This window comes from Pseudomonas sp. EYE_354, assembly GCF_023148575.1.
GTDB lineage: Bacteria > Pseudomonadota > Gammaproteobacteria > Pseudomonadales > Pseudomonadaceae > Aquipseudomonas.
Genome location: NZ_JAHXNQ010000010.1, coordinates 156,133 through 175,254 on the forward strand (window position 1 = coordinate 156,133; position 19,122 = coordinate 175,254).

Consider the following 19,122-nt stretch of genomic DNA (forward strand, 5'->3'; position numbering starts at 1 on the left):
CATGGTTTAACAGCCGGGATATTGGCGTATTATCTCGTGTGATCTGCGTTCTGAACGCATGTATACCTGCCAGCAGTACGAATAGGCCTCCCATGAGCGATCTGGATCGTTACCTCAACGCCGCCACCCGCGATAACACGCGCCGCAGCTATCGTGCGGCCATCGAGCATTTTGAAGTGAGTTGGGGTGGGTTCCTGCCCGCCACCAGTGACAGCGTCGCGCGCTATCTGGTGGCGCATGCTGGTGTGTTGGCGGTCAATACGTTGAAGCTGCGGCTCTCGGCATTAGCGCAGTGGCATACCAGTCAGGGCTTTCCTGACCCGACCAAAGCGCCGGTGGTGCGCAAGGTGCTCAAAGGCATTCGCGCCGTGCATCCGGCTCAGGAGAAACAAGCCGAGCCGTTGCAACTCCAGCACCTGGAGCAGGTGGTGGCGTCGCTGGACGCAGAAGCTTGCGCGGCCATCCAGGCACAGGATCAACCTCTGCTGCTGCGCGCCAAGCGCGACACCGCGTTAATCCTGCTCGGCTTCTGGCGCGGTTTTCGCAGTGATGAATTGTGCCGATTACGCATCGAGCATGTGCAGGCCACGCCGGGTGCCGGAATCAGCGTCTACCTGCCGCGCAGCAAAAGTGACCGTGACAACCTCGGCAAGACTTATCACACCCCGGCGCTGTTGCGCCTTTGCCCCGTGCAGGCCTACAGCGAATGGCTCAGCGTTGCCGCTCTGGTGCGCGGCCCGGTGTTCCGTGGCATTGACCGCTGGGGCAATCTGGCAGAGGAGGGCTTGCACCCCAACAGTGTGATCCCGCTGTTGCGCCAGGCACTTGAGCGCGCGGGCATCGCCGCTGAGCAATACACCAGCCATTCCTTGCGCCGGGGCTTCGCCACCTGGGCCCATCGCAATGGCTGGGATTTGAAGTCGCTGATGAGTTACGTCGGCTGGAGCGACATGAAATCGGCCATGCGCTATGTTGAAGCGACGCCTTTTCTGGGCATGACCCTGGCTACCCAGCCACTGCTTTGAGATTTCTTCTATTAATACAGTCAGCTGATAGGGAAAACCAATCGTGAGCATCAGGTTTGCCAATGAGCCATCGCCGGAAAGAGTGGGTAGCATTCACTTCATCAACTTAACGCCCTCTTACAAACCCTGACGGAGAGTCAACGATGCCTATCATCAACAGCCAAGTAAAACCGTTCAAAGCCACCGCATTCAAAAACGGCAGCTTCGTAGATGTGTCCGACGCTGACCTGAAAGGCAAATGGTCGGTCGTGTTCTTCTACCCAGCCGACTTCACCTTCGTTTGCCCGACCGAACTGGAAGACCTGGCTGACAACTACGCCGAGTTCCAGAAACTGGGTGTCGAAATCTACAGCGTTTCCACTGACACTCACTTTGCTCACGCTGCCTGGCACAACACCTCGCCAGCCATCGGCAAGATCCAGTACACCATGATCGGCGACCCGACCCTGACCATCTCCCGCAACTTCGACGTGCTGATCGAAGAAGCTGGCCTGGCCGACCGCGGCACCTTCGTGATCAACCCTGAAGGTCAGATCAAGATCGTTGAGCTGAACGACGGCGGTGTAGGCCGCGACGCTTCCGAGCTGCTGCGCAAAATCAAGGCCGCTCAGTACGTTGCAGCCCACCCGGGCGAAGTGTGCCCAGCCAAGTGGAAAGAAGGCGAGGCCACCCTGGCACCGTCTCTGGACCTGGTCGGCAAGATCTAAGTCTGTGAAATACCCAGGGCGGGATTCCGCACCTAAGTAAGCTGCATCCGCCCTCAAAACGCCCGGGCGAGATTCGCTCGGGCGTTTTTTTGTCTGCAATAAACCGAATTAATAGGAAATCGCCCGTATGTTGGACGCCAATCTTAAAGCTCAGTTGAAGTCATACCTGGAACGGGTCACCCAGCCGATTGAGATCGTCGCCTCCCTCGATGACGGCGCGAAATCCCAGGAAATGCTCGCTCTTCTGCAGGACGTTGTCAGCCTCACCACGCTGATTGCCCTGAAAACCGACGGTGACGATGCGCGCAAGCCGTCGTTCTCCATCAACCGCCCGGGTGCCGACATCAGCCTGCGTTTCGCCGGCATCCCGATGGGTCATGAATTCACTTCGTTGGTGCTGGCCCTGCTGCAAGTCGGTGGCCACCCGTCGAAGGCCAGTGTCGAAGTGATTGAACAGATCCGCGCCCTCAAAGGCGAGTTCAGCTTCGAGACATACTTCTCGCTGTCGTGCCAGAACTGCCCGGACGTGGTCCAGGCGCTCAACTTGATGGCGGTGCTCAACCCGAACATCCGCCACGTCGCGGTCGATGGTGCACTGTTTCAGGCCGAAGTCGATGAGCGCCAGATCATGGCGGTACCGAGCGTGTACCTCAACGGTGTGAACTTCGGTCAGGGCCGCATGGGCCTGGAAGAAATCCTCGCCAAGCTCGACACCAGCGGTATTGAAAAGGCCGCCGAGAAAATCAGCGCCAAAGACGCCTTTGATGTACTAGTTGTGGGTGGCGGACCTGCTGGTTCTTCGGCTGCGATCTATGCCGCACGTAAAGGCATCCGCACCGGCGTTGCCGCCGAGCGCTTCGGCGGGCAGGTGCTGGACACCATGTCCATCGAGAACTTCATCTCGGTGCAGGAAACCGAAGGGCCGAAACTGGCCAGTGCGCTGGAAGCCCATGTGCGTCAATACGACGTGGACATCATGAATCTGCAGCGTGCCAGCAGCCTGGTACCGGCAAAAAATCCCGGTGAGTTGCACGAAATTCGCTTCGAAAGCGGCGCTATGCTCAAGTCCAAGACCGTAATCCTCGCCACCGGCGCCCGCTGGCGCGAAATGGGTGTGCCGGGTGAGCAGGAATACAAAGCCAAGGGCGTGTGCTTCTGCCCGCACTGCGACGGCCCGTTGTTCAAAGGCAAGCGCGTGGCGGTGATCGGTGGCGGTAACTCCGGCGTGGAAGCGGCCATCGACCTGGCCGGTATCGTCAGCCACGTGACCCTGCTTGAGTTCGACAGCAAACTGCGCGCCGACGCCGTATTGCAACGCAAGCTGCACAGCCTGCCCAACGTGGACGTCATCACCAGCGCGCTGACCAGCGAAGTTAAAGGTGACGGTCAGAAAGTCACCGGCCTGGCGTACAAGGACCGCGATAGCGGTGAGTTCAAGACGATCGACCTGGAAGGGATCTTCGTGCAGATCGGCTTGCTGCCCAACACCGACTGGCTCAAAGGCACGGTAGAGCTGACACCGCGCGGCGAGATTATTGTCGATGCCCGTGGCGAAACATCACTGCCCGGTGTATTCGCGGCCGGTGATGTCACGACGGTGCCGTACAAGCAGATCGTGATTGCAGTAGGTGAGGGCGCCAAGGCCTCCCTGAGCGCGTTCGATCACCTGATCCGCACGTCTGCGCCGGCGTAAGTCAGGCCCTGCAAATGAAAAACCCCATGAGTCATCATGGGGTTTTTTCGTTATAGCGGTGCGGGTTGAATGATCTCAACCCAGTACGCATCCGGGTCCTTGATGAACGCCAGGCTCTTCATGCGGCCGTCGCTCAGGCGCTTCTGAAAATCACAGCCAAGGGCTTCAAAGCGTTCGCATGCGGCGACGATATCCGGCACCGAGATGCAGATATGGCCAAAGCCGCGAGGGTCGGTATTGCCGTTGTGGTAGGCGAAGTCGGCATCGTTTTCGGTGCCGTGGTTGTGGGTCAGTTCCAGGATGCCCGGGATCGACTTCATCCATTGGGTACGCGCGGCGGCGTCGGCTGGAATCTGGGATTTGTCCACCAGAGCCAGGAAGTACAGGCTGAACTCGGCTTCGGGAAAGTCGCGTTTTTCAACCAAAGAGAAGCCCAGGACGCGGGTGTAGAAGTCCAGCGACTTGGTGATGTCCTTGACCCGCAGCATGGTGTGGTTGAACACGAAGTTCGAGGTGGCGGTGTCAGGTTGGGCGGTGACGCCCGGGAAAGTGTTCAGTTCGTGCAGGCTCATGGGCCCTCCAGAAAAAAATGGGGCAAACGCGGCTCCAGGTGTGGGGAGCTTTCCCTTGGCTTGCGGGCGGCATCCGTGCAGCGCCGCCATGATACGCAAGGCCCGCCTGCTGCGCCAAATGAAAAAGGGGACGCAGGTCTTGCGAGCTGCGGGCGGTGGGGCTCAAACTTCGACACTTGATCCTTGGGTGTTTTTCGCATGAGCGACGTTCGTAAACGGCTGTTAAGTACTGCATGTTTGCTGTTGGCCAGTTCCTTGGCGGCGGCAGCGGACCCTGAAGTTCATTGGCCCAGCGGCTGGCAAATCGAGGAAGTGACAGCCGACGGCGAGGCACCGACAAAACCGCAGCCGGTCTCGCGACAGCGGGCGATCAAGAATGATGAAAATGGCAACACTGTGATGGTCATGGAGTTAACCGGCACGCCCATCGAGGTGGGGCATAAAGTTAATCTGGAGGGCGTTCTGCTTGAAATGCGCAAATCTATCCAGAAAGATTTTGCCCAGGGCGGTTATCAAAGCGTGTGCACCAAAATGCACGCAGCTACATTGAGCCGTCTTGAAGCGCTGGAGACTACCTGCGTGATTACCGAGAACGGACGGCACGTGCTGTCGCAAACATTAGTAGGGGCGGTGGATATCGATAAGGCGTATGTTTTTTCATACGCGGGCCAAGCCGCAGCCTACGACGCGAGCAAGGAGGAAGTCCGCTCGGTGCGCGAAACCCTCAAACTTTAAGTAGGGGTGGCCGGTCGGCTCTGAAAAATGAAATGTTATTTAAGTTCGCTTTCGAACCGATGAATACAAAAAGCCCCGTCTAAGCGGGGCTCTTTATTAGTGCAGTGCGATCAACCGCGAAGCCAGGAATCTACAGTGGCGGCGCCGTACTGTTCTTTCCAGGCCTTGAGGCCGCGGTGGTTGCCGCCCTTGGTTTCGATCAGTTCGCCGGTGTGCGGGTTCTGGTAGACCTTCACCACGCGCGCGCGGCGTTGTTTAGGGGCGTTGGCGGCAGCAGCGCTGGTCTTGCTCGGGTTTGGATCGAGGATCAGGATGATTTCACGCAGGCCTTTGCCGTAGGTCTTCATCAATGCCTGAAGCTTTTCTTCGAATTCGATTTCTTTCTTCAAGCCAGCATCGTTCTTCAGGGATTCCAGCTGGGCGAGCTGCTCTTGAAGGGCTTTTTCTGCTGCGCGAAATTCGGCGAGTCTGGACAAAATCTTTACTCCAATAGTGTAGTTGGCTGTTATCAACGGCAGACAAAGCTATTAAGCCAAGAGCTTTAAGGCGACTCAAACAACAAGCCAGCCTACGAGTTCTGCACAGGCAGGAAAAATTGTAGTAGTTAATCCGCTACGAGTAAATCACGTCTTTTGTGCCATTAACATTATTTCAAGGTGTTTAGTGCAGGTTTTTCAATGGCTGACCAGGCATTTAATGAATTCATCAATCGGCAAAGGCTTACCAAACAGGTAACCCTGTAGGAAATCGACACCCTGCGCGGCGAGATAGTCGCACTGCTCAATTGTTTCCACACCTTCTGCAACGACACCCAGATCGAGCTTGCCGGACAGCTCGATGATGCTGTCCAGAATATGGCTAGATAGTGCATCTGCACCGATCATGGCGACAAAACTCTGGTCGATCTTCAAGTAGTCCACATTGAAGTTGCGCAAGTAACCCAGGCTCGAATGGCCAGTGCCGAAATCATCGATGGCAATCATCACGCCCAACTGATGCAAGGCAACGAACAACTGACGGGTGATATCGGTGGGTTCGATCAGTTCGCGTTCGGTCAACTCCAGTACCAGCGTCACCTGGCCCGGCGCGAAGGCAGCCAGGAACTCACGACAGTCATCCACCAGCGCCAGATCGTGGCAATGCCGCGCTGTGATATTCACACCGATATGAAAGCCTGGGTCGAAGCAGCCCGCGTAAGGCGCGAGCCGCGCAGCCGTCTGACGCAGCAGGGCGCGGGTCATTGGCACGATCAGGCCGCAATGTTCGGCCAGCGGGATAAACAGGTCCGGGCTGACCAGGCCTTCCTTGGGATGCTGCCAGCGCATCAGCACTTCGCAGCCGGCCCATTGGCGAGTGTCACCGCGCACCACCGGCTGAAAATAGGCGATGAACTCATTGGCCTCCAGCGCCCGTTGCAGTTCATGGGTGGGGGCCGACGAGCGTTTTTGCAGCCAGTGCGCGAATACGCCGGCCAGCACGCCAAAAAACACCACCAGGCTGAACAACGCGGGATAACGATCGCGCATATATCGCCATACCTCACCCTCCGGCATGCCGGCGTCGACGCTGTACGGATAGCGGGCGGACGCCAGTTGGTGGTGGGCGACCGCAAACGTGGGCATCGGCAGGTTGCGCACGTTGCCATCTGCCCCGAGCCAATGGGGCCCAACCTGCAGGATCAGCTGTGTGTAACGGCTGATCAGGCGCAAAGCGTTGGTCAATTGGTAACCGTCGATCGAGGCAAATGCAGCTTTGTCTGCGTCGACCAGTCGGTAAACCAGCAGCGCGGTATCCGGGGTGACCGGGTTGCTTTTCATCAGCCACAACGTGCCTTCGACATAGTCACTCGGGTTGACATCGGACGCCTGCTCGCCGCCAAACAGCGAAGTGCAATAAATGTTCCTTTGCCACGACAAGGTCGTCGCGCGCACGAACGGTCGGCGCGTGACTTGCTCGCGCAGGGCCAGTTGCGTGGCGTTATCGCAGGGTTGGCCCGCCAAAGGCAGCAAAGCCTGAGCGGCGAGGGCAGTGTTATCGAGCATCAGGTCAAACTGGCGCACCGCTTCCTGAGCCGTAAGGGCGGTATTCTCTTGCAGCGAGCGTTCGGCCTGCCAGTGCAGGATGACTACGCCAAGGGCAATAGGCAGTAAGCCACTGAGCGCGGTGATCAGGCTGCGAGTGGCCCGTTTTTGCTTGCCGTTGACGGTCAGGGGCATGGGGGAACGGCCTGTCGCATTGGGAATAGGTCGATGATAGATGGCTTACCGGTAATAAGCTCGACGCATCTGCCCGCCTGTTCACAGCGCCAGGCTTTGGGCCGTACGAATAAACGCCAACGTCGCTGGGGAAGATTGGCGTCGGTCCAATACCGCCAACCCCACCCGACGCGGCACCGCGGGCAGCAGCGCACGCTGCACATAGCGAGGGTCGGGTGTGGCGGGCAAGGAGGCCTGCGCCACCAGGCTTACGGCATCGCCACGGCTGACGGCTTCCAGAGTGCTCAACAACTGCGAGCAGCGATAACGGATGTTCGGACTCAGGCGCGCGTCGCTGAACAGGCGTGTGACCAGTTCCGACGAGCCGGCCTCGGTCAGGGCAAACGGCGCGCTGCACAAGTCGTCGAGGGTGACCTGCTCGCGGACGGCCAGCGGATGATCGGCAGGCAGCAGCGCGACCATCTGGTCCTCGAACAGTGGGTAGGTATCAAAACGCTCCTGTTCGAGCACGACAAAGCCGATATCAATCCTGCGTTCGTCCAGCCAATGCATGACCTGCCTGTCAGGCCCTTCGTCCACGTGCACTTCGATGCCAGGGTGCGCCTGTGCAAAGCGATGGAGGATTTTGGGCAGCAGGTAAATGGAGGAGGTTGGCCCGAACGAACCGATGCGCAACGTCCCGCGCTTCAGGCCCCGGGCGTCTGCGGCCTCCTGCTGCAGCGTGTTGGCCAGGCCCAGCATGGCGCGGGCCCGGCCGAGTAACTGCTGGCCGATGTCGGTGGTTTCCACCAGGGTTTGATGGCGCCTGAACAAGCTCACGCCCAGTTCCTGCTCAAGCGCCTTGATGCCGTGGGACACCGCCGATTGACTGATGCCCAAGCGGTGGGCGGCACTGGTGAAGCCTTGCAGTTCGGCGACCAGCGAGAAGATTTCGAGTTGGGTCAGGGTCATGAGTGATTACTCATTTTACGATGATTGATCATTAGTCGAAGAATACGTCAATTCCGCTGCTGGCCGAGCCCTTCCATGCCCCTCGTTTCCGATCGCCTCACATACTGCAAGCTGGTCGCCGTCACCATGATCTGGGGCGGCACCTTCGTCGCCGGGCGTTACCTGGCCGACCAAGTCAGCCCGCTGCTGGCTGGCTGCGCGCGTTTTATCCTGGCGAGCCTGGCGCTGTTGCTGTTCATGGCCGCCGCGCGGGTCGCCCTGGTGCGCCCAAGCCTTGCGCAGTTGGCGCAACTGGCGGTGCTGGGGTTTTTCGGGATTTTTTTCTACAACCTGTGTTTCTTCTATGGGCTGCAGTACATCAACGCTTCACGCGCGTCGTTGATCGTGGCGTTGAACCCGGCGGTGATCGGGTTGGCTTCCTCGCTGTTGTTCAAGGAGCGGCTGGGGCGCACCAGGGGCGTGGGCATTGCGCTGTGCCTGGGCGGGGCCGCTGCGGTAATTGTCAGCCGCAACCCGCAGCTGATGCAGGGAACGCCTGACAGTTGGGTGGGGGATCTGTTGATTGGCGGCTGTGTACTGGGCTGGGGCGTTTACTCGGTGTTTTCCAGGGGGCTGAATGCAAGCCTGGGTCCGTTGCAGACCGTGACGTGGTCGGTGCTGCTGGGCAGCTTGATGTTGACCGTCAGTGCAGTGTCTGCCGGCGAAGTCACGCTACAGGCGCTGACACGCATTGATCTGCGCCAATGGCTAGCCTTGTCTTACCTGGGTGTACTGGGTTCGGCGCTGGCGTATATCGGATACTACGATGGCCTGCGGCGTATCGGCGCGACGCGTTCCGGCGTGTTTATCGCGCTTAACCCGCTGACCGCCGTGGTTTGCGGTGCGCTGCTGCTGGGCGAACAACTGACCCTGCCCATGCTGACCGGCGGGGCCGTGGTGCTGCTGGGTATCTACCTGTGCAACAAACCCCTTGCGCGGGCCAGGGCAATGGGGATTTGATAAGAGAACGGACAAACACTGTTACGCTGTGTAGAATCGATTTACGCATACAAGAATATGGACTTGCGCTCACGCAAGCCTCGGCCGTCAGAGACTGATGTAACCATGAAGCGACACGGCTCTCCCCTCATCTTTGGTGACTTCCTCGCCCGCAGCGTGCGAGGCCTGTCCTGTGCGCCTCCCTCGTACCTCATCCTTGCTCGCAACTGACCGATTGCTACCCACAAGAATGATGAGGCACGCGCCATGACTGACCAATACGAAAACCCGATGGGCCTGATGGGCTTTGAATTTATTGAATTCGCCGCGCCCACCGAAGGCACCTTGGAGCCGATCTTCGAGATCATGGGCTTCACCAAGGTGGCGACCCACCGCTCCAAGAACGTCCACCTGTACCGGCAGGGCGAGATCAACCTGATCCTCAACAACGAACCCAACAGTATCGCCTCGTACTTTGCGGCCGAGCACGGCCCATCGGTGTGCGGCATGGCGTTCCGCGTCAGGGACTCTCAGCAAGCCTACAACCGTGCCCTCGAACTCGGTGCCCAGCCGATCCATATCGAAACCGGTCCGATGGAACTGAACCTGCCGGCGATCAAAGGCATCGGCGGTGCGCCGTTGTACCTCATCGACCGTTTCGGCGAAGGCAGCTCGATCTATGACATCGACTTCGTCTTTATTGAAGGCGTGGACCGTAACCCGCAAGGCGCCGGGCTCAAGGTCATCGACCACCTGACCCACAACGTCTATCGCGGGCGCATGGTCTACTGGGCCAACTTCTACGAAAAACTGTTCAACTTCCGTGAAGCGCGCTACTTCGATATCAAGGGCGAGTACACCGGCCTCACGTCCAAGGCCATGAGCGCGCCGGACGGTATGATCCGTATCCCGTTGAACGAAGAGTCGTCCAAAGGTGCCGGGCAGATCGAAGAGTTCCTGATGCAGTTCAACGGCGAAGGCATCCAGCACGTGGCATTCCTTACCGACGACCTGATCAAGACCTGGGACGCGTTGAAGAAGATCGGCATGCGCTTTATGACCGCGCCGCCCGACACCTACTACGAAATGCTCGAAGGCCGCCTGCCGGACCACGGCGAGCCGGTGGACCAACTGCAAGCGCGTGGCATCCTGCTGGACGGCTCGTCCATCGCAGGGGACAAGCGTCTGTTGTTGCAGATTTTCTCCGAAACCCTGATGGGCCCGGTGTTCTTCGAGTTCATTCAGCGCAAAGGCGACGATGGTTTTGGCGAGGGCAACTTCAAGGCACTGTTCGAATCGATCGAGCGTGACCAGGTGCGTCGTGGCGTGTTGACCACCGACTAAGCGTAAAAAGCCCGGCCGAGGGCAACCCCCGGCCGGGCTTTTATTGGCTGGCTGTCAGGCCCGGCGTTGACGCACCAGATGCTTGAACCCTTCGAACACCAGCACCATCACCGCAATCCAGATCGGAATGTAGGTCAACCACTGCCCCGGTTTGATCCCTTCGCCCAGCAACAGTGCCACCATCAGCAACAGCACCGGCTCGACGTAGCTGAGCAGCCCAAACAGGCTGAACGCCAACAAGCGGCTGGCGATGATATAGCTCACCAGTGCCGAGGCGCTGATCAGGCCCAGGATAGGGATCAACGCATACAGTCTGGGATACACATCCAGCACCGCAACGCCTTGTTCGCCGCTTTGCACAAACCACCACGCCACTGGCAGCATCAGTGCCATATCCAGCCAGAGTCCGCCCAGATGGTCGGTCTTGAGGTATTTGCGCACGATGAAATACAGCGGGTAACCGATGATCACCACCAGCGTCGCCCAGGAAAAACCTCCGGCCTGGTACAGCTCGTTGACCACCCCGAGACCGGCGAAGAACACCGCGATTTTTTGCAGATAGGACAGTTGCTCGCCCCATACCAGGCGTCCGGTCAGCACCATGGTCAGCGGCAGCAGAAAGTAACCCACCGACACATCCAGGCTGCGCCCGTTGAGCGGTGCCCACATAAACAGCCACAACTGCACGCCGAGCAAGGCGGACGAGAGTGCCACCCCGGCGATCATCCGAGGCTTGGACGCGAGTACGCGCAGCAGGTCGCGCACCTGTCGCCATTCGCCGCTGACGACCATGAACACCGTCATGCACGGCACGGTCAGCAACATCCGCCAGCCGAAAATCTCCAGGCCGCTCAACGGCGTGAGCAGCGACGTGAAGTAATACATCACGGCAAACAACACCGAGGCCGAAACCGATAACACCACACCTTTAGACACGCTGTCCTCGCGAAATCCGATTTGTACAAGAGAGCGGGCATTATGGTGCTTGCGGCGTGAAACGGCTGCTCTGTTTTGGGGCGTATGGCAAGAAAATTTCTCACTGCCCCTCAGCAGGGGCAGCGACCCATGAATTTACGTGCGCGCGCTGCGGCCCGATACGAAGTGGCTCACGTCATTGAAACCGGGGGTAGACGAATGCCCCGGCGTGACCAATGAATCGATGAACGCTTCATCCTCCGCCGTAATCTTCACCTCCAGCGCGCCGGTGTAGGCATCCCACTGCGCTTCGGTGCGTGGCCCGACAATCGCCGAACTCACCGCAGCGTTGTTCAGCACCCAGGCAATGGCAAATTGCACCATCCCCACGCCACGCCCCTGGGTGTACTGCTGAATCTGCTGGGCCATGCGCAAAGACTCCACACGCCATTCGGTTTCCAGGATGCGCTTGTCCTGGCGCGCCGCGCGGCTGCCCGGTTCAGGGGGGACGTCCGGCGCATATTTGCCGCTGAGCACGCCGCGGGCCAATGGGCTGTAGGGCACCACGCCCAGACCGTACGCCGCGGCGGCGGTGATCTGTTCCACCTCGGCCTGGCGGTTGACGATGTTGTACAACGGCTGGCTGATCACCGGCTTGTCCACGCCCAGGCGCTCGGCCACGCGGATCACCTCGGCAATGCGCCAGCCACGATAATTGGACAGACCCCAGTAACGTATCTTGCCCTGGCGAATCAGGTCACCCATTGCCGAGACAGTCACCTCAAGCGGCGTGTTGTGGTCTTCGCGGTGCAGGTAGTAGATGTCCAGGTAGTCGGTGTCGAGGCGGGCCAGGCTTGCTTCCAGCGCATTGAAAATACGCTTGCGGCTCAAGCCGCTGCGATTGGGCATGCCGTCCGGTGGGCCAAAACCGACCTTGGATGCCACCACCCAGTCCTGACGGTGCCGGGCGATCGCTTCCCCAACCAGCTCTTCGGAGCGTCCGCCGGTGTAAACGTCCGCAGTGTCGATAAAATTGATGCCTTGGTCCCAGGCCTTGTCGATGATGCGCAACGAGTCTTCGGCGCTGGTCTGCTCGCCAAACATCATGGTGCCCAGGGTCAAGGCGCTGACCTTCAACCCGGACTGGCCCAATGTGCGGTAAATCATGCAAAACTCCTCAAGTCTGGGAAACGTGGGTCCATGCAATACCAGACTCAGAGGCTCTGGAACAAGCCCTGCGCGCATTTCTTCATGAACACAGCAACGCCTGGCAGCGCTCCTGTAAAAAGCCATGCAGCACCTTCACCCGTTCCGATACTTGCAGGCGGTGCGGGCACATCAGGTTGAAAGGCGCCGGCTCCCCCTGCCAATCGTCGAACAGCGCTACCAGTCGGCCTGCGGCAATATCGGCGACCACATCGAGCCTGGCTTTGTACGCCACCCCATGCCCGGCCAGCGCCCAGCGCCGCACGATTTCGCCGTCATCGCTTAGGAAATCCCCGGTCACGTCCACCTCCTGCACGTCGCTGCCCCGATGAAAGCGCCACGTCTTGCTGACCTGGCCCTGGCGCATGTACCGCAGCGCACTGTGGTGCGACAGGTCCAGGGGAACCTGCGGCGTACCGTGACGCGCCAGGTACGCCGGGCTGGCGCACGCGACGCGGTAGTGATCAGGCGCAATCGGCAGCGCGACCAGACTGGAATCCTGGGGCACGCCGAAGCGCAGGGCGATGTCCACCGTTTCGCGAAACAGGTCGGCGTTGCTGTCGTTAAGCATCAGTTGCAGACGGATATTCGGGTGCTGCTGCTTGAACTCATCGAGCCACCCCAGCACTACATTGCGCCCGAAGTCCGACGGCGCCGCCAGTTGCAGTAAACCGGTCAGGCCCTGGCTCTGCTGCTTGAGCGCCTGCTCACCCTCTGACAAGGCCGCCAGTGCCACGCGCACACTGTCCAGGTAACGCCGGCCTTCCTCGGTCAAGCGCATGCTGCGGGTGGAGCGCGCCAACAGGCGGGTGCCCAGTCGGGTTTCCAGGCGTTTGAGGGCAATGCTCGCCGCTGCCGGCGTCAGGCTCAGGCTGCGCGCGGCGGCCGACAAGCTGCCCGTGTCGGCGGTGCGCACAAAGACTTCAAGGTCAAGGATTGAGCTCATTTGTAAAAATCCTTTAAAGATCTTGTCGTTTTACCGGGATTTTTCATCGATTGCCAAGCTGGGAAGATGAACGCTCACTTTCCGACCCCAGGACATTCCCCATGACATCTCCCCTCAGCGGCAAAACCGTCATCGTGATCGGCGGCAGCAGTGGCATTGGCGCAGCAGTAGCCGAGGCGGCGCATGCCCGAGGCGCACAGGTGGTGCTGGCCGGGCGACGGTTGTCGTCCGGCAGCGACAATGGCGTGCGCAGTGAACCGGTGGACGTTACCGACAGCGCATCCTTGCAACGTTTATTCGAAGGCGTGGGGCGCTTCGACCATTTGGTATATACCTCCGGCCCATCGGTTCGCGCCAAGCCGTTGATCGACACCGACCTGCATGAGGCCCAGGACAACTTCGATGTGAAACTCTGGGGCGCATTGCGCGCGATCCAGCTGGCCCTGCCGTTTCTGGAAGCGCAAGGCAGCATCAGCCTGACGTCCGGACAATTGGGGCGTAAGTTGGTGCCGGGTCAGTTCATCAAGATCGGCATCAATGCGGCGACCGAGGCGCTGGGCAAGCAGCTGGCCAAAGAGTTGGCGCCGCGCCGTGTCAACGTGATCAGCCCAGGGGTGATCGATACACCGGCGTATGCCGGGCTGGCGCAAGAGCAGCGCCAGGCAATGTTTGCCAAAACTGGCGGTGCGTTGCCGGTTGGCCGGGTAGGGCAGGCAGCGGAAGTGGCGGCGGGGTATGTGCTGGCCATGGAAAATGGCTACATGACCGGCAGTGTGATCGACATCGACGGCGGCGGCCTGTTGTAGCACGGGACCGACAGCGTGGCAGCCGGCAAACCCGGCTCCCACGCCGATATCACTAAGCCTTGAGGGTGCGCGTCATCCGCAGCGCCAGCACACTGCCCGCCACAATGACGCCTGCCAGCAGGTACAACGCCATGTCCGTCGACCCGGTGGCATCCTTCACAAAACCGACGATGTAGGGGCTGAGAAAGCCGGCCATCTGGCCCATGGAGTTGATCAACGCCAGGCCACCCGCCGCTGCGCCCGCGCTGAGCAGGGCGGTGGGCACCGGCCAGAACATCGGCAGGCCGGTAAGGGCGCCCATGGTGGCAATGGTCAGGCCGAGGATCGCAATGGCCGGGGTGGTGGCGAAGTTCACCGCAATCACCAGGCCGACGGCCCCCATCAACATCGGCACCACCAAGTGCCAGCGCCGCTCTTTGCGCAAATCGGCGGAACGTCCCACCAGCAGCATGAACACCGCCGCCAGCAGATACGGGATCGCACTGAGCCAGCCAATCACCAGGTTATCGCTGAAACCCAGGTTCTTGATGATCGAAGGCAGCCAGAAGTTGATCGCGTACACACCGCTCTGGATGCAGAAGTAGATCAGGCCGAAGGCCCAGATGACCGGGTTCTTGAACACTTGCGCCAGGGAGTCGGTAGTGGTCTTGGGTTTGTTGGCCAGGTCCGTGGCCTGGTCGGCTTCCAGCACCGCACGTTCGTGGGGCTTGAGCCACTTGGCGTGGGCGAAGCTGTCACTGAGCAGGAAGTAGGCGAGGGCGCCGAGGATCACCGTTGGGATGCCTTGCAGCAGGAACATCCACTGCCAGCCCGCCAGGCCGCCTTGGCCGGCGGCGAAGTGGTTGAGGATCCAGCCGGAAAACGGGCTGCCGAGCAAGCCCGACACCGGGATCGCCGACATGAACAGCGCCATGATCCGCCCACGACGGAACGTCGGGAACCACTGCGAGAGGTACAGCACCACACCGGGAAAGAAGCCGGCTTCGGCGGCACCGGTGAACAGGCGCAGGGTGTAGAAGTGCGTCGGCGTGGTCACGAACAACAGGCACGTGGACAAGGTGCCCCACACGATCATCATCAACGCAATCCAGCGGCGCGGACCAAACTTGGTCAGCGCCAGGTTGCTCGGCACGCCGCACAGCACATAGCCGATAAAGAAGATCCCGGCCCCCAGGCCGTACACGGTTTCACTGAACTTCAGCGCATCGAGCATCTGCAACTTGGCAAAGCCAACGTTGACCCGGTCGAGGTAGTTGAACAGATAGCAGATGAAAATGAAGGGGATCAGGCGCAGGGTGATGCGCTTGTAGATGGCGTTTTTATCGTCATCGGTGGCCAGTGGGGCTGCGGCGCTCTGTGACATGGCACTCTCTCTTTATTATGATTTTTTGCGATGCGAGGGTAACGTTGATCGCCCCACGAGTCTCGGCCACCTGGCGGGCTGCTGTCTTTGTGCTAGCGCACAGTGATGCCAGCTTTGCGCTGTGCCGATGAACAACCATGCTTTCTAGGAACTTAGCCCCATGTTCGAGCTGGATCATGACCTGGCACAGGATATTGTCGATCGAACCATGGCGATTCTGCCCTACAACGTCAACGTCATGGACAGCCAGGGCCTGATTCTGGGCAGCGGTGAAGCCGAGCGCATCAACACCCGCCATGAAGGCGCGCAACTGGTGCTGGCCAATGGGCGCGTGGTGGAGATCGACGGCCAGACCGCCAAGCACCTCAAGGGCGTGCAGCCGGGGATCAACCTGCCGTTGATGCACGACCAACGGCTGATCGGTGTGTTGGGGATCACCGGCGAGCCGGAGCGATTGCGCACCTACGCCGAACTGGTGCGCATGACTGCCGAAATGCTTGTCAGCCATCGGCACCAGCAAGCCGAGCAACAATGGCGGCGCCAGCGGTGCGATGACCTGCTGGCACTGCTCCTGGCCGACAGCGGCGACTCGCCACGGTTGGTCGATGAGGCACAACAACTGGGGCTCAAACCGCAGCTGGCGCGTAGCCCGTACCTGTTTGAGCTGGGCGCGGGCCAATCGGCAGAGGCCTTGAGCACCTGGTTGAGTTCGCGTTACCCGGACAGCTGGTGCGTCAGTTCGGCGCAGTTTTCATTGTTGTGGTGCCGGCCCGCGTCGGCGCAGGTGGACAACCCGCGGTTGCTGGACAAGCTCGAAGGCCTGGGCTGGAATGTTCTGCGCGTAGCGGTGGGTGGGCAGGCCGACGGGCTGGCCGGGCTGCGCCGTTGCTACCGGCGCGTGGGCGACTTGCTGGCCTACGGCCGTGACGTACTGCCCCGTTCGCGGCTGCTGACGCTCAACCGTTACCGCCTGCCGGTAATGCTCTGGCGCCATCGTAACGACGACGCCCTCGACGAGCTGCTCAACCCCTTGCGCAAGGTACTGGCCAAGGACAGCAACGGCCAACTGCTCGCCACGCTGCGCAGTTGGTGCGACCACGACGGGCAAAGCCAGGCCTGCGCCGACGCCTTGGGCATTCACCGCAACAGCCTGCGTTATCGCATGGAGCGCATCGCTGAACTCAGCGGCGTCGACCCCCTGACCCTGGACGGCATGCTCGCCCTGTACCTGGGCGTACAGCTGCTGCCGCAGTCTTTGTCGGAATGAACAACAAACCTGCGCCGTACCTGTGCATCGGACAGGCGTCAATCGCGAAGCCAACTGGCAGCATGGGCGTTATAAAAACCGGAGAAAGCCCATGAAAATCATCATCGCCCCCGACTCGTTCAAGGACAGCCTGAGTGCCGAAGGCGTTGCCCAGGCCATCGCCCAGGGGCTGGCTCAGGTGTGGCCGGATGCCCAGTTGGTCCAGTGCCCGATGGCGGACGGGGGTGAAGGCACAGTGGACGCAGTACTTGCCGCGTGCAACGGCGAACTGCGTCGCGAGCGGGTACGCGGGCCGCTGGGCGCCACCGTTGAGGCGCGCTGGGGCTGGTTGGCCGGCAGCCACACCGCGATCATCGAAATGGCCGAAGCCAGCGGCCTGCAATTGGTAGCGCCGAGCCAGCGCGACGCCTGCATCAGCAGCACCTTCGGCACCGGGGAGTTGATCCGCGCAGCCCTGGATGCCGGTGCCCAACGCGTCATCCTGGCGATTGGCGGCAGCGCCACAAACGATGGCGGCGCCGGCGCGATGCAGGCCCTGGGTGTGCAACTGTTCGATGCGCAAGACCAAACCCTGGCGCCTGGCGGCCTGGCCTTGGCGCATCTGGCCCGTATCAGCCTCGCACAGGTGGACCCGCGCCTGGCCCAGGTGCGCGTTGAAATCGCCGCAGACGTGAATAACCCGCTGTGCGGCCCCCATGGCGCCTCGGCGATCTTCGGCCCGCAAAAAGGCGCCAATCCATATCAGGTGCAGCAGCTCGATGCCGCCCTCGGCCACTTCGCCGATTGCTGCGCTCAGGTGCTGCCCAAAGACGTGCGTGAAGAACCCGGCAGCGGCGCCGCCGGTGGCTTGGGCTTCGCGGCCAAAGCCTTTCTCGGCGCGCAGTTCCGTGCGGGGGTAGACGTCGTCGCCGAGCTGGTCGGCCTGGATGAAGCGGTGCGTGGCGCCGATCTTGTGATCACTGGCGAGGGCCGCTTCGACGCTCAGACCCTGCGCGGCAAAACCCCGTTTGGTGTGGCACGCATCGCCCGGAGGCACAATGTCCCGGTGATCGTCATCGCCGGCACCCTGGGCGATGGCTATGAGCAGATGTACGCCCACGGCGTGGATGCCGCGTTTGCATTGCCGGCCGGGCCGACCAGCCTGGAACAGGCGTGCAGTGAAGCGCCACGCTTACTGCGCGAGCGGGCTGCCGATATCGCGCGGGTATGGCGCGTTGCCGCCAGGCGCTGACGCATCTGCCTGAACATGGGACAATCCGCGCCTTTTCGACACGGAGAGTCCCCATGCTGCGCCCCGCACTGCTGGCCTTGCTGCTGAGCAGCACCGTCACCCTCGTTCAAGCCAATCCTGAAACCGTCCCGCTGCTACGCGAAACCAAGCAGTGGGTCACCGGTTGCGACAACCTGCGCAATTGCCACGCCCTCAGCGCGCCCAACGGCGTCGATGAAGAGGACGGCAGCTCGCTGACCCTGCATATCTGGCATCAGGCCGGTTCGCAAGGCTTCCTGCGTTTGCGCTTCGACCACCGCGGCGAGGCGCTGGACCTGTCCACGGTATTGCTGGACGGCCACCCGCTGGATCCGGCCCTGACCCGAGAACTGCAGGTCGAGTTGGACGATCAGGGCGGCGATCCCGACGTGCAGTCCTATGGCGTCATTGACGACGCTGCGGCCCGGCAATGGCTGCAACGCCTGCGCAATGGTCAACGCCTGCAACTGCCGGGTGATGCACAGGCCCATGTGTCGCTGAGTGGGCTGAGCGCTTCGCTGCTGTTGATGGATGCGGTACAGGGGCGGGTGGATAACGTCACCGCCTTGGCTCGGCCGGGTAAAGGCGCGGCCAGTGCCGTGCCGGCGCGCCTGCCGACTCCGGTGCTGCGCAAGTTTCCGGGGGCTCCGGCTTTGACGAGCGAGGAACAGAACGGCCTTGTCGCTGCGGCGTTGCGCCCGATCACGCCAGAGGTCAACGGCACCGGCGGCGACCCCGAAGCCAGCGTCGGCGCGCTCACAGCGCAACAAGCAATGACGGTGGTGCGTTATGACTGCGCGGCCTACAACTGTGAGTACGACGTGCTCAGCCGTGAGCGCCACGCGCCGTATGCCGAAACACCCCTGGCGATTGAACCCTTGCCACTGGATGGCGCAGCGCTGCAAGGCTCGGTGGGTTATGAGCCGGCCACCGGCACCTTGAGTTACTTCTACAAACAACGCGGCATCGGCGACTGCGGCGGTGGTGGGGTGTGGGTGTATGACGGCAAGGCCTTCCAGCTCAGCGAGTTTCGCATGATGCCGCGCTGCACCGGGGTGGCCTACGCCGATTGGCCGGCGTTGTGGACCACCGTGCCGGCGCCCTAGCCACCTGACTTGCAGTACCTGCGTGTGCGCCAGGCCCATGTCG

18 protein-coding genes are annotated in these 19,122 nt (G+C 60.9%); 10 read left to right on the plus strand and 8 right to left on the minus strand.

The features are described from left to right. The first annotated feature begins 92 nt into the window (after positions 1-92). The 3 genes from KZX66_RS15900 to ahpF all read left to right on the plus strand — a co-directional run bounded on the left by KZX66_RS15900 (position 93) and on the right by ahpF (position 3,425). Entirely contained in the window at positions 93-1,025 is a 933-nt protein-coding gene (locus tag KZX66_RS15900) for a site-specific integrase (RefSeq protein WP_248081008.1), read from the plus strand. 143 nt (positions 1,026-1,168) lie between these two features. Next, on the plus strand, positions 1,169-1,732 hold the full coding sequence (gene ahpC, locus KZX66_RS15905) for an alkyl hydroperoxide reductase subunit C (protein WP_034119642.1): 564 nt from the start codon (positions 1,169-1,171) through the stop codon (positions 1,730-1,732). Between the two features lie 127 nt (positions 1,733-1,859). Continuing rightward, positions 1,860-3,425: an alkyl hydroperoxide reductase subunit F gene (gene ahpF, locus KZX66_RS15910; protein ID WP_248081011.1), complete on the plus strand. Its 1,566-nt coding sequence runs from the start codon at positions 1,860-1,862 to the stop codon at positions 3,423-3,425. Between the two features lie 50 nt (positions 3,426-3,475). Here ahpF and gloA read toward each other — a convergent pair whose 3' ends face one another. Then, positions 3,476-3,997: a lactoylglutathione lyase gene (gene gloA, locus KZX66_RS15915; RefSeq protein WP_017528076.1), complete on the minus strand. Its 522-nt coding sequence runs from the start codon at positions 3,995-3,997 to the stop codon at positions 3,476-3,478. Positions 3,998-4,195: 198 nt separating this feature from the next. Between gloA and KZX66_RS15920 the strand changes: the two genes are divergently transcribed. Further along, positions 4,196-4,732 (plus strand): DUF4946 domain-containing protein, encoded by a 537-nt coding sequence (locus tag KZX66_RS15920; RefSeq protein WP_248081014.1) that lies wholly within the window; start codon positions 4,196-4,198, stop codon positions 4,730-4,732. 110 nt (positions 4,733-4,842) lie between these two features. Here the strand turns inward: KZX66_RS15920 and KZX66_RS15925 are convergent, their stop codons facing one another. The 3 genes from KZX66_RS15925 to KZX66_RS15935 all read right to left on the minus strand — a co-directional run bounded on the left by KZX66_RS15925 (position 4,843) and on the right by KZX66_RS15935 (position 7,899). Then, complete coding sequence (locus KZX66_RS15925) at positions 4,843-5,208, minus strand: histone-like nucleoid-structuring protein, MvaT/MvaU family (protein ID WP_248081017.1); 366 nt, start codon at positions 5,206-5,208, stop codon at positions 4,843-4,845. Between the two features lie 198 nt (positions 5,209-5,406). After that, positions 5,407-6,948 carry an EAL domain-containing protein gene (locus KZX66_RS15930; protein ID WP_248081020.1) on the minus strand — a complete coding sequence of 514 codons (1,542 nt, stop codon included), beginning with the start codon at positions 6,946-6,948 and terminating at the stop codon, positions 5,407-5,409. A gap of 81 nt (positions 6,949-7,029) precedes the next feature. Further along, on the minus strand, positions 7,030-7,899 hold the full coding sequence (locus KZX66_RS15935; RefSeq protein ID WP_248081023.1) for a LysR family transcriptional regulator: 870 nt from the start codon (positions 7,897-7,899) through the stop codon (positions 7,030-7,032). Between the two features lie 75 nt (positions 7,900-7,974). Between KZX66_RS15935 and KZX66_RS15940 the strand changes: the two genes are divergently transcribed. Both KZX66_RS15940 and hppD read left to right on the plus strand, forming a co-directional pair. Continuing rightward, positions 7,975-8,898 carry an EamA family transporter gene (locus tag KZX66_RS15940; protein WP_248081025.1) on the plus strand — a complete coding sequence of 308 codons (924 nt, stop codon included), beginning with the start codon at positions 7,975-7,977 and terminating at the stop codon, positions 8,896-8,898. A gap of 246 nt (positions 8,899-9,144) precedes the next feature. Further along, entirely contained in the window at positions 9,145-10,221 is a 1,077-nt protein-coding gene (gene hppD, locus KZX66_RS15945; protein ID WP_248081027.1) for a 4-hydroxyphenylpyruvate dioxygenase, read from the plus strand. 54 nt (positions 10,222-10,275) lie between these two features. Here hppD and rarD read toward each other — a convergent pair whose 3' ends face one another. The 3 genes from rarD to KZX66_RS15960 all read right to left on the minus strand — a co-directional run bounded on the left by rarD (position 10,276) and on the right by KZX66_RS15960 (position 13,288). After that, positions 10,276-11,157 carry an EamA family transporter RarD gene (rarD, locus tag KZX66_RS15950; protein ID WP_248081029.1) on the minus strand — a complete coding sequence of 294 codons (882 nt, stop codon included), beginning with the start codon at positions 11,155-11,157 and terminating at the stop codon, positions 10,276-10,278. Between the two features lie 135 nt (positions 11,158-11,292). After that, positions 11,293-12,303 carry an aldo/keto reductase gene (locus KZX66_RS15955; protein WP_248081031.1) on the minus strand — a complete coding sequence of 337 codons (1,011 nt, stop codon included), beginning with the start codon at positions 12,301-12,303 and terminating at the stop codon, positions 11,293-11,295. An 82-nt stretch (positions 12,304-12,385) separates the two neighbouring features. After that, positions 12,386-13,288 (minus strand): LysR family transcriptional regulator, encoded by a 903-nt coding sequence (locus KZX66_RS15960; RefSeq protein WP_248081033.1) that lies wholly within the window; start codon positions 13,286-13,288, stop codon positions 12,386-12,388. A 101-nt stretch (positions 13,289-13,389) separates the two neighbouring features. On the opposite strand from KZX66_RS15960, the gene KZX66_RS15965 reads away from it, so the two are divergent. Next, positions 13,390-14,094: an SDR family oxidoreductase gene (locus KZX66_RS15965; RefSeq protein ID WP_248081034.1), complete on the plus strand. Its 705-nt coding sequence runs from the start codon at positions 13,390-13,392 to the stop codon at positions 14,092-14,094. Positions 14,095-14,146: 52 nt separating this feature from the next. On the opposite strand, the gene KZX66_RS15970 is transcribed toward KZX66_RS15965, so the two are convergent. Then, positions 14,147-15,457: an MFS transporter gene (locus KZX66_RS15970; RefSeq protein ID WP_248081035.1), complete on the minus strand. Its 1,311-nt coding sequence runs from the start codon at positions 15,455-15,457 to the stop codon at positions 14,147-14,149. Positions 15,458-15,617: 160 nt separating this feature from the next. On the opposite strand from KZX66_RS15970, the gene KZX66_RS15975 reads away from it, so the two are divergent. The 3 genes from KZX66_RS15975 (at position 15,618) to KZX66_RS15985 (ending at position 19,079) form a co-directional block, all read left to right on the plus strand. Next, positions 15,618-16,724, plus strand: coding sequence for a sugar diacid recognition domain-containing protein (locus tag KZX66_RS15975; protein ID WP_248081036.1), 1,107 nt, complete (start codon positions 15,618-15,620; stop codon positions 16,722-16,724). Positions 16,725-16,815: 91 nt separating this feature from the next. Continuing rightward, the gene (locus KZX66_RS15980) at positions 16,816-17,955 is read left to right on the plus strand and encodes a glycerate kinase (RefSeq protein ID WP_248081038.1); all 1,140 of its coding nucleotides are present in this window, start codon (positions 16,816-16,818) and stop codon (positions 17,953-17,955) included. Between the two features lie 53 nt (positions 17,956-18,008). Further along, entirely contained in the window at positions 18,009-19,079 is a 1,071-nt protein-coding gene (locus KZX66_RS15985) for a DUF1176 domain-containing protein (RefSeq protein ID WP_248081040.1), read from the plus strand. Positions 19,080-19,122 lie beyond the last annotated feature (43 nt).